This window comes from Streptomyces sp. NPDC017993 (genome assembly GCF_044328065.1).
In the GTDB taxonomy this organism is placed as follows: Bacteria; Actinomycetota; Actinomycetes; order Streptomycetales; family Streptomycetaceae; genus Streptomyces.
Genome location: NZ_JBIRGO010000024.1, coordinates 103,380 through 113,935 on the forward strand (window position 1 = coordinate 103,380; position 10,556 = coordinate 113,935).

The 10,556-nt window shown below is 69.2% G+C and carries 9 protein-coding genes; 4 read left to right on the forward strand and 5 right to left on the reverse strand.

Translation table 11 applies throughout. From position 1 onward, the window contains the following. Positions 1-416 precede the first annotated feature (416 nt). The gene (locus ACH4FH_RS33100) at positions 417-2,696 is read right to left on the reverse strand and encodes a PQQ-binding-like beta-propeller repeat protein (protein ID WP_398559635.1); all 2,280 of its coding nucleotides are present in this window, start codon (positions 2,694-2,696) and stop codon (positions 417-419) included. 1,023 nt (positions 2,697-3,719) lie between these two features. Here ACH4FH_RS33100 and ACH4FH_RS33105 point away from each other — a divergent pair. Continuing rightward, entirely contained in the window at positions 3,720-3,866 is a 147-nt protein-coding gene (locus tag ACH4FH_RS33105; protein WP_398559636.1) for a hypothetical protein, read from the forward strand. A gap of 355 nt (positions 3,867-4,221) precedes the next feature. On the opposite strand, the gene sufU is transcribed toward ACH4FH_RS33105, so the two are convergent. From sufU to ACH4FH_RS33120, 3 genes are read right to left on the reverse strand one after another with little or no spacing between them, the layout of a single operon-like run. Beyond that, positions 4,222-4,659, reverse strand: a complete 438-nt coding sequence (gene sufU / locus ACH4FH_RS33110; RefSeq protein WP_398559637.1) for a Fe-S cluster assembly sulfur transfer protein SufU — start codon at positions 4,657-4,659, stop codon at positions 4,222-4,224. After that, positions 4,650-5,990, reverse strand: coding sequence for a cysteine desulfurase (locus tag ACH4FH_RS33115; RefSeq protein ID WP_398559638.1), 1,341 nt, complete (start codon positions 5,988-5,990; stop codon positions 4,650-4,652). The genes sufU and ACH4FH_RS33115 overlap by 10 nt, the downstream gene beginning before the upstream one ends. Beyond that, a complete protein-coding gene (locus tag ACH4FH_RS33120; RefSeq protein ID WP_398559639.1) occupies positions 5,987-6,733 on the reverse strand; it encodes a hypothetical protein in 747 nt (248 codons plus the stop codon). Before ACH4FH_RS33120 ends, ACH4FH_RS33115 begins: the two co-directional genes overlap by 4 nt. A 383-nt stretch (positions 6,734-7,116) precedes the next feature. Between ACH4FH_RS33120 and ACH4FH_RS33125 the strand changes: the two genes are divergently transcribed. Next, on the forward strand, positions 7,117-7,728 hold the full coding sequence (locus ACH4FH_RS33125) for an HD family hydrolase (RefSeq protein WP_398559640.1): 612 nt from the start codon (positions 7,117-7,119) through the stop codon (positions 7,726-7,728). A gap of 391 nt (positions 7,729-8,119) precedes the next feature. On the opposite strand, the gene ACH4FH_RS33130 is transcribed toward ACH4FH_RS33125, so the two are convergent. Beyond that, positions 8,120-8,299, reverse strand: a complete 180-nt coding sequence (locus ACH4FH_RS33130; RefSeq protein ID WP_398559641.1) for a hypothetical protein — start codon at positions 8,297-8,299, stop codon at positions 8,120-8,122. Positions 8,300-8,589: 290 nt separating this feature from the next. On the opposite strand from ACH4FH_RS33130, the gene ACH4FH_RS33135 reads away from it, so the two are divergent. Both ACH4FH_RS33135 and ACH4FH_RS33140 read left to right on the forward strand, forming a co-directional pair. Further along, positions 8,590-9,510 (forward strand): ornithine cyclodeaminase family protein, encoded by a 921-nt coding sequence (locus tag ACH4FH_RS33135; protein ID WP_398559642.1) that lies wholly within the window; start codon positions 8,590-8,592, stop codon positions 9,508-9,510. A gap of 38 nt (positions 9,511-9,548) precedes the next feature. After that, on the forward strand, positions 9,549-10,043 hold the full coding sequence (locus ACH4FH_RS33140; RefSeq protein WP_398559650.1) for a GNAT family N-acetyltransferase: 495 nt from the start codon (positions 9,549-9,551) through the stop codon (positions 10,041-10,043). Positions 10,044-10,556 lie beyond the last annotated feature (513 nt).

Consider the following 10,556-nt stretch of genomic DNA (forward strand, 5'->3'; position numbering starts at 1 on the left):
GGAGCCCCCCTTGTACCGCCGAGCACGACGGCAACCTGGAGGAAGCACGGCAGCTCGCCCTGGCGGTACGGGGCCGGCAGCCCGCGGGGCGGCCAGGCAAGGTCGGCGTCGGCAGCCCCGGCGCTCCGACCTGACCTACCCGGCCCAAGGTCGAAGCCCGTGTTTCCAGGCTCCAGTTGTGTTCCCGCACCGTTCCCACAGAGGCGGCTCCGGTCAGCAGGTCGTGCAGCAGCGCCGCGCACGCTTGCCCGTACTGCGCCGGATGCAGGCTGGTCGAGTACCCAAAGTGCGGTTGGCCGAAGACGCCGGAGTGCACCCTGTCCTTGTGCTGGCCCGGGTCTTGGTATGTGGTGCCGGCGGCGGAGCTTCTCGCGGTACTCCCTGGCAATGTTGCAGCCGCCGTCCAGCCACCTGTGTCAGCCCGACTTCGGCGGCTTTTGCGCGTCGAAAGCGAAGAGAGTGTTCTTGGCCGCGGCCACGATCACCGCACGCCCTGCAAGAGTCACCCGCGGGCTTGCGCCCTGCTGGCCCGTCAAACCATCGACCTGCGGATCTGTTGTCCATAGGGGTTTGCCATCGTTCGGCGACAGCGCGACCACCCGGCCGGTGGCCGAGCTGAAATACAGTGCGTCGGCTCCCGCAACAGGACCCGCCGCGCCCTCCACGGCAGTCTGCCGCGACCACTTCTTCCGGCCGGTCGCCGGGTCGAGTGCTGTGACGAGACCGGTCTGCCCGCTCACGTAGACGGTGCTGTCCGCCACGCCGGGCGTCCCTGCGTATGCCTTGGCCAATCGGGAGTACGTGACCTTCCGTGAGGCCGGGTCGACCCGCGTCACCCCGTTGTAGCCGGCCGGATCCGTTCCCTCCATGTGTACTTGCAGGAGTACGAGCCTGCCGTTGGCGACGCCCATCGGCACGGCGGGGCCGTTGACCTCGATGGGCCTGCCCAGTGCCCCCGAGGCGCGGTCGACCGGGTACAGGGTGGGGTGGCGCACTTCCAAGGCATCCACCTCCGCATCCTTCGCGCACATCGCGACGAGCTGTGGGCCCAGCGGGACGGGAGCGCACTGCGTACCCGCAGGGAATGGCGACGTCCATGTGACCTGACCGCTGTGCGCGTTGCGGGCCTCGAAGCGGGAGTTAGAGGCGTCGACCGTCACGACGTCGGAACCGAGCACGATGGCGTCCTGAGTCCGACCCGTGACGGCCGTCGACTGGGCGCCGGACGGCACGGACCACAGCTCCCGTCCGTTGTTGGCGTCGATGGCCACCACCTCGCTGGGAGGGTCCTGCGGGGCGTCCTGGGCGGCGAAGCGGTAACCGAGCACCGTGTCGTCGGTGGCGCCCACCAGGTGCATGCCGTTGGCGGGGACGCCGGGGCTCTTCGCCGTCCACACCCGCGAGCCGTCCCTGGCCCTGATACGGGTCGCGACAACACTGCCGCCCCCGCAGAACAGCGCATCGCCGTGCGCGACGCAACGCAGCTCGTCGGGGATGTCCGGGCGACCGCCGGGCACGGCCTTGTGCCACGGCTTGAAGCCGTCCGGAAGTGCGGCACCCTGCACCGCAGGGCTGTTGCTCTTGTCGCCGCCGCTGTGGCCCCCGAAGCCGCCCGCCGTCAGTGCGGCGACTCCTCCACCGATCGTTGCCACCGTGACCGCGACCGCGGCCGCGATCACGGGACGCCGGCGGCGACTCAGTCGGCGGCCGACGGGGGTGTCGGCGCTCCCTGTATCGGGAGCGGCCGGGGTGGTGGTCGGGGCCGCCGGCGCCGGGATAGCCGGCTCCGGAATGGCCGGCTCCGGGGTAGCCGGCGTCGCGAAGTGATGCTCGGTGACCATGTCACGGGTGCGGCCCGCGCCAACTCCACTCGCGTCGATCTGGCCGAGGTCGGCCGGCAGGTCCCGTAGCAGCACGAGGAGTTCGTTCGCCGAGGGTCGCCCGTTGGGCTCCTTGGCCAGGCACGCCTCGACGACCGTGCGCAAGGCCGCCGGCACATCCTCCAGCGACGGCTCCTCGTGCACCACCTGGTACGCAGCTATGTATGGGCTCTCCGCGTCGAAGGGCCCGCAGCCCGTCGCCGAGTAGGCCAGCAGCGTCCCCAGCGAGAAGACATCGGACCGCGGCCCCACATCGCGCGGCGCCTGCAACTGCTCCGGTGACATGAACGGCGGCGTACCGATGACCCGCCCTGTAACCGTCAGCGTCTGCTGGTCCACGGCGCGCGAAATACCGAAGTCGATGACGCGCGGGCCCTCGGGCGAGAGCACGACGTTCGAGGGCTTCAGATCACGGTGGACGACCCCCACCCGGTGGATGTCCCGCAGTGCCTCCGCCAGTCCGATGGCGAGCTTCCTCAACTCCGCTCCGCTCAGCGGGCCCTTCGTGCCGATGCGCCGGGCGAGCGTATGCCCCTGGATATAGGTCGTCGCCATCCACGGCTGCTCGGCCTCAGGGGCAGCGTCGACCACGGCGGCGGTGAACGCGCCACTCACTTGCCGCGCCGCCGCCACCTCCTGCCGAAAGCGGATGCGGAACTCGTCGTCCGCCGCGAACTGCGGGTGGATCAGTTTGATCGCGACAGGACGCCCCGAACTCGTACGGGCCAGAAAGACCGTGCCCATGCCACCCGAGCCGAGTCGCGCCTCAAGCGGATAACCGCCGATCTCGGCTGGATCACCTGCGCGCAGCGACACTCTTCCCGACCTCCCGTCCCTCGTGCACATCTACCACCACAGCCCTGCGTACCTCTCCTGCACACAAATTAGCCGCAGGGCAGTACAGCAGAGCACAGTGGGTGAGGAACAGGACTCCAGGGCTGCCCCCCCCCGTGCCGCACCCGACGAAGCCTCGCCAAGAGGAGGGCGGATTCCAGTCCTTGTTGCAACACCGTGGTCGGTTGTCCATCACGCTCTTAGAGAGCCCATCCCGGGAGCGGGGATGGTCCCACGCGCTTCGCCGCCTCCCGGACGAGGTCTCTGCTCCCGCCCCCGAGGGGGATGGTCCCGTTCCTCCCGCCCGACCTGGCGGCCGCCGCAGGGCAACGCTTCACGTGACCGAACTGCTCCAATCCCCATGCGGGCGCGTCGTCCCGGCGATGGTGGCACACCGGCACCTACGCGGCGGCCGTCACCGACGCCGCGCTTGTCGCGTGGCGGCCGGACGCTTGGTCGGCTACGCGGAGCGGGCGGAGCCGGGCGCCGGCGGCCCGCTCCATGGCTCCCGCCTCGGCGGGAGCCGCGGTCAGGGTCTTGTCGGCCCCTGGGACGCGGGGGTAGCTACCAACGGTGCGGACGTCAACGGGGAGGCAGGCGTGGGCCATTTGCCACGGGGGCGCCGCCGTTCGCTGGTCGTTTGGGGGCGCCGACCCCGGCGGCTCTATTGTCTGCGTCCGTTGACTGGATGCCGGCCCGGGGGTGCATCCTGCGGGAGAAGCAGGCAGGGTTACGGCATCGTGAGCGTGGGAGCGAGCTGGATCAAGTCGCCACGACTACACGTGACTTCTATGGCAGTGGTGAGATCTACGGCAGCAAGCAAGCGCCGTAGCGGCGCTTGCGCCGGCGCGCCACACGCGCGCCGGGGCATCGCGCGTGAAAACGAAGGGCGGCGGCACGGAGCACCCTCACCTGCTTGGCGCACGGCGTGCGATGGAGGGCACGGCCGTAGCGCACATAATGCCGCCGCCCTTCCTCCGGGATTTCAGCGTAGGAGCGAGGCCGGTGACCGGCATGCGCAGCAGCCTGGCTCCGCAGGGGACGGGACTCCTCCCGCGCCTCGACGACGCGCCCCAGGCCGCGGGCCCGCCCCCTTACCTACGCAGTCCCGTGCTCCGCGGCCCCCGGCATCTGCACATCGAACACGGCTGATGTGTTGAGACGGCGGACGTGATCGGTGCGAACCGGGCGGTGCCGAGTTGCGTGGCGACAACCGGCCATTCACTTCGGTCTTTCGCTTCGGCTGTCGCTGCGTAGCCCCCGGGAGCCGGTCAACGGTCGTTCTTTCTCAGCCTGGTGGTGAGCACCTGCCCAACCGGCGTATGGCGGCGACCAAAACGGAGCGAAAACAATAGGTATGCCGCCGCCATGTGGCCCAAGGTGTCCTTATGAAACAGCCAAGACGTGCTTATGGGCGCGTGTCCCGGGCTATTCGTGTCACGAGTGGGGCACCGGCACAATCACCGCTACCCCCGCCCGCGACAAAACGCCGTGCTTGCCCGCCCGCTTACGACAGGGCGCTGCGGAGCGCTGCCCAGCCCAGCAGTGCGCATTTGATCCGCGCGGGATGCCGAGCCACGTCCCGGAATGCCACGGCATCACCCAGCCGGGCAGGCCAGGCAGACGCCTCCGTCGCGCGTTCACGCAAGAGCGAGGCGAATTCCGTATGCAGGGATTCGGCCTCCGCTACGGGATGCCCCAGGACGAGCCCGGCCATCACCGAGGCCGACGCCTGACTGATCGAGCAGCCCTGAACCTCGTACGAGAGGTCGGCCACGACCGCCTCGGCGCCCGAACCGGTCAACCGGACGCGCAGGGTGAGTTCGTCGCCGCACGTGGGGTTGGTGTGCTGCACCTCCGTGTCGTACGGCTCGCGCAGCCCGATGTGCCGGGGGGCACGGTAGTGCGCGAGGATGACCGCTTGGTTCTCTGCCGTCAGCTGCATACCACGGCCTCCGTTTCGTCCCCCGTCGCGAAAAGCGCCTGGGCCGCCTCGATGCCCGCCGCCAACGCCGCGATCTCCTCGGGACCGTTGTACAGGTAGAAACTCGCGCGCACGCTGGCGGGCACGCCCAGCCGGCGGTGCAGCGGCCAGGCGCAGTGATGCCCCACTCGTACCGCGATGCCGCGGGCGTCCAGGACCTGGCTGACGTCGTGCGGATGCACCCCGCCGACGACGAAGGACACCGCGCCACCACGGTCTTCCATGGTGGACGGCCCCAGGACCCGCACCCCCGGCATGGCCGTGAGGGTGCGCAGCGCCAACTCGGTGAGCCGGTGCTCGTGCGCGGTGATCCGGTCCATGCCGACGTCGGTCAGATAGCGGATCGCGGCCGCCAGCCCGACCGCCTGCGACACCATCGGCACGCCCGCCTCGAAACGCTGGGGCGGCGGCGCATAAGTCGCCTCCGTCATCCGGACGACCTCGATCATCGAGCCACCGGTGAGGAAGGGCGGCATGATCTCCAGCAGTTCGCGCCGTCCGTAGAGGACCCCTACGCCGAACGGGCCGAGCATCTTGTGCCCGCTGAAGACCGCGAAGTCCACGCCGAGGGCATGCAGGTCGACAGCAGCGTGCGGTACCGACTGGCAGGCATCCAAGAGCGTGAACGCGCCGACCTCGGCCGCGCGGGCCACGATGCGGCGCACGGGATTGACCGTACCCAGCACGTTCGACTGGTGGGTGAAGGCGACCAGCCGGGTCCGCGGGTTGATCACCTCGTCCAGGCCGGCCAGCTCCAGCCGCCCGTCGTCGGTGACCCCCAGCCAGCGCAGCGTGGCGCCGGTGCGCCGGCACAGCTCCTGCCAGGGCACCAGATTCGCGTGATGCTCCATCTCGGTCACCACGATCTCGTCGCCGGGCCCGAGGCGGAAACGGGCGGCCTCCGGTCCGGCGGTCGTGGCGTTGTTCATGGCGTAGGCGACGAGGTTGATGCCCTCGGTGGCGTTCTTGGTGAAGACCACCTCGCCGGGGGCGACCCCGACGAACGCCGCCACCCGGGCGCGGGCGTCCTCGTACGCCTCGGTCGCCTCCTCCGAGAGCTGGTGCGCCCCGCGGTGGACGGCGGCGTTGGAGGTCTCGGTGAAGGCCCGTTCGGCGTCCAGGACGGTGGCGGGACGCTGGGCGGTCGCGCCGGAGTCCAGGTAGATCAGCGGCCGACCGTCAGAGACGATGCGGGCCAGGATCGGGAAGTCCTTGCGGACCAGGGCCGGGTCCAGTGGAGCCGCGCCCCGGTCCTGGCCGGGCCGGACGGGGCCGGTTGTCGGCGCCGTCATGCCTGGGCACCGGGGGCGGCCTCGCGGGTGGCGGCGGTCTCGCCGCCGTGGGCCGAGCCGAGGCCCGCGAGCACCTTATGGGTGGTCTGCAGGCACAGGCCCCGGGCGCACACGGTCACCGTGTCGCTGTCGGCCTCGTCAGCCAGGCCCAGGAACTTCGGGTTGAAGCTCTCGATGCGCTTGGTGCGCACACCCTCGGCGTAGTCCGCCGGCGACGTCCAGCAAAGGTCCTTGTACGAGGAGGTGTTCTCGGGGATGAGGGCCGGGTCGTCCAGTTCGAGGACCGCGCCGAACATCAGCAGCGGTTCGAAGAGCGGTTCGGGCGACTCGGGGTCGGCCGTGGGGCGGTCGGCGACGTAGCTGAAGCCGGCCCCGATCATGGAGAACCGGCAGGTACCCAGCGGCTTTTCCCGGGAGGCGGCCTCCATGGCGGCCTCGCAGCCGAGCTTACGGGCGAGCAGATCGCCCACCAGGAACGAGAGGGCGGAGGACGGATCGGGGACCACGTTGCGCTGCCCCTCCTCGGGGAAACGGGCCACGGTCCGCAGGTCGTCCGCCCTCAGCTCGGTGAGATGTACCGGGGCGAGCTCGGCCGCCGACGAGGCCATGCCGTCGGCGTAACATCGGGCGAATTCGAGCGGCAGCATGCTGGTCGGCGTGCTGATCACGTTGGGGTGGGTGGGGTTGCTGTCCGCCCGGCGGGTGCCCGTTAAGACGCTCATGCCGTCAGCGGTGTTTGCCATGATGGTGCACTGGAATACCGGCTGCCAGAGCGTGCCGGAAGCGAGGCATTCGGAGAGTGTCGCCGGGCCGCGGGAGCGGAATCCGGTCAATGTTCCATCTAGTTCCGACGCGGCGTAGAACTTTGCCATACGAGTTCATTCCCTCGCTGTTGCTTGTTGACAATAGCTTTCACAGGAACGTAATAACTTGCCTGGAAAACTGTCAACGATCATTTCTGGACACGGAATCGCAATGGTCCGGGGCGGAGATGGTGTGATGGCCCGGCGGGCGCACGAATGACCCGTCAACTGTCCTGAAGCGAACGGTCGGTACACCGGTGCTAGAGTCCGGCTCGGCGATCACGCGGTCGCATCAACAATATGTAGAAGATTGGGGAAACGGCATGCCGGGAGATCTCCGGGCGGTATTCGACTTCATCGCTTTCAGCGCTCGCTTACGGGAAGTTGAACGCCACAACAACGCCACTGCCGACCGCAAGGAAAGCGTGGCGGAGCACTCCTGGCACCTGGCCATGGTCAGCTGGCTGCTCCACCAGCAGTTCGAGCGGGAATTCGGGCACGCGCTGGAGCTTGAGCGGATGCTCAAGATGTGCCTGATGCACGATCTCGTGGAGATCGAGGCGGGAGACCCCTCGGCGTGGGCCACCCAGCACAGCGCCGAGCACACCCACGACAAGGCCCGCATCGAGGAAGAGGTCGCCCAGCGCCGCTTCACTCCTCTCCCGGGCACGCTCGGAACGGAATTCCTCGACCTGTGGCACGAGTACGAGGAAGGCGTCACACCGGAGGCGCGGCTGGTGCGCGGCGTGGACCGCCTCAACCCTGCGCTGATGCGACTCCTCACCGGACAGGGCTGGCAGGACGTTGACGCGGACGCCACCGCGCTCGACCGCCTGCAACTCCCGCGGGTCCAGGTCAGCGAGACCCTCACTGCCCTGTACGAAGAGGTCCGGGACGCGGCGGTGGAGCGGGGGCTCCTGCCGGCGGCGTCCTGACCGTCGCGCGCCCTGCCTTGCACCGCGGGCCCGACCACCAAGAGGAATCGATTCCCGAAACCCCGACGCTTACGGCAGTCGAAGTCACCGCCTGAGCAGGCGCGCTCGATTCCAGAGGGCCAGGAATCTGTGGCCGATCGGTGCACGGATCGACTCTCTTGCCCTGTTCCTCGGCACATAGTCCCCATACCAGCTCAGCACCCACAACGGGTGGGGGAAGGCGGGGAATGGAGGCTTCGGAGTTAGCCGCAGCGGCGGTGCACCTGCGGCGGTGCGTCGAAGTCGATTTCGCGGATCTGCTCCCGCTCGCCGGGAGCAAGCCGATCACCGACGGGAAGGGCTAATCGGTCGGCGAGCGCGTGTAGCCTGCCGTAGTCCTGCTCGAGCTCGGCTACGCGCAGCGCTTCGAAGGCAGCGTCAACGTACGGGAAAGGAACCACAAGGTGACCCAGCGCGGGCCATTCCCGCAGTCGAGCGTGACCGTGGCGTACCAGCGGGAGGCCCGGACGCTGATCCTCCGAGAACGCGGGTTGCGTGGATCGGGGTCGAGGTAGGTGGTTCGCTCGGTCATGCGCTCCGCTCCTCGTCGTGCTGCGCGATTGGACCCTAGCGCCGCAGTCAGCGGCTTGTTCGGTGATTGTCGATGCGGGCTGAGCTTCAACAGGTGTTCCCTGCGAACCAGGTTGCTGCAGGGAACTGGTCCGCATGTCCACACAGCGCCAGCGGCCGGATGCCGGAGCGGTCGGCTGACAGCCCCGGGCCGCCAGTCCGGCGAGTCCTGCCCGTTGACAACACCGTCGGCGGTCCCTTCTGCTCTCTTTGGACCCGGTGGAAAGCCCTCATCAACGATGCGGAGTCCCTATGCAGAGCGTCACCGTCGACCCCCGCGAAATCCGCGAAGCCGTCACCATGCGCGAGGCCATCGAGGCTGTGCGCAGCGGCTTCCTCGATCTGGCTGCCGGCGAGTTCGAGATGCCCACCCGTACCGCGCTGCGCGACGGCCAGTTCCTGGTGATGTCCGCCCATCACCGCGCCTCCGCCTCAGCCATGATTAAGACGCTGAGCCTGAACTTCGACCGCGCGCCCGCCATCGCCGGCACCGTGGTGTGGACCGAGACCGGCCGCACCGACAGTCTGATCGCCGACGCCGGAGCCGTCACTACCCTGCGCACCGGCGCCGCCGTCGGCGTCGCAACCGACCTCCTCGCGCCCGCGGCCGCCGGCCGCCTGACCATCATCGGAGCGGGCGGCCAGGCCCCCGATCAGGTCCGCGCCGTCCACACCGTGCGCCCCCTGAGCGAACTGACCGTGGTGGACACCGACCCCCGCCGCGCCGAAGCCCTCGCCGAAACGCTCGCCCCGGAACTCAAGGGGACGCAGATCCGCACCGCCACCGACACCGAAGCCGCGGTCGGCGACGCCGAGATCGTCTGCTGCGCCACCTCCGCGACCAGCCCGCTCTTCGCCGAACAGGCCCTGCCCGCCCAGGTCCACGTCAACGCCATCGGGGCCTTCCGCCCGACCATGCGCGAGCTGCCCGATGAACTCCTCGCCACCAGCACCGTGATCATCGACGAGCGCGAGGCGATCCTCGCCGAGTCCGGGGAGATCCTCCATGCCCTCAATTCCGGGGCCCTCACCCAGGACGACCTCACCGAACTCGGCACCGCCCTGACCGCAACCGAAGCCGTCCGCGGCAAGCGGACCGTCTTCAAGACCGTCGGTGTCGCCATGCAGGACTGGGCCATCGCCCGTCTCCTTGCCGACAAGTTCCTGCCCTGAACTGAATGCCGCAGCCCGACGTTCGTACGAGCGCGCCGCTGCCCGAGCTGAGGCGGCTGGATGCCGGCCACGCCCCGGCGGTCCTGGCTTTCGAGCTGGCGAACCGCACCTACTTCGCTGCCTCGATCTCCGACCGCGGCGACGACTTCTTCGACCAGTTCACCGACCGGTACGACGCTGCGCTGGCCGAGCAGGAGGCGGGTATCTGCGCTTTCTACGTGCTCGTTGCCGAGGACGGCTCGGTCCTCGGCAGGTTCAACCTGTACGACTTGGAGGACGGCACTGCCAGACTCGGCTACCGGGTCGCGGAGCGGGTCGCCGGCCGCGGCGTGGCGACCGCGTCCGTCCGGGAGCTGTGCGGGATGGCGACAGTGATGCACGGCCTGCGCACACTGCGGGCGGCCACCTCCCACGACAACGCCGCGTCCCAGAGGGTCTTGGCCAAGGCCGGGTTCGTCTCGGTTGGCCCTGCCACCCCGGCCGATCTCGGCGGGAAGTCAGGCACTTGGTACCAGCGCGACCTCCAGCCATAGGGACCTTGGTCTCGCTCGTGGGTCGGCTGCGAAGGCAACTCCACACGGGGAACGTGCTGCCGCCCGGGCGTGGGTGGATGCGCGTGCCTGAACCACGACGAGGGACCGAATGTTCCTTAAGCCCCGTGGTGGCCAGGATCGGCGGGCCGGTGTGGCGCAGTTGGGCTGACCGCTCATCACCCGCGCACCGGAGGTGCTCGGGCCTTCGGCGCGGGGCTCGTGGTTGGTTCCTGCTCGGTCCCCGGTGTTGGTGCCTGTGCCGCGTTGTCGCGGTTGTGTTCGATGAGGCCGGGTGGTCGTGGAGTTCCTGCGCCGCGCAGGCTCGCGCCGACGGACAGCCCGTCATCTCATCTGGACGTGGGTCGGCGGCCTGGCTGCAGCATGTGCATCAACACCAGGGCGCTTCCCGTCGCTGCCCCTAGGGCGTGTCCGCAAAGTCATGGGAGCCACAGTCGGAGGCAGGCGAGGGTGACCAGGGCTTTGTAGTGGTGGGCTCGTTTGTCGTAGCGGGTG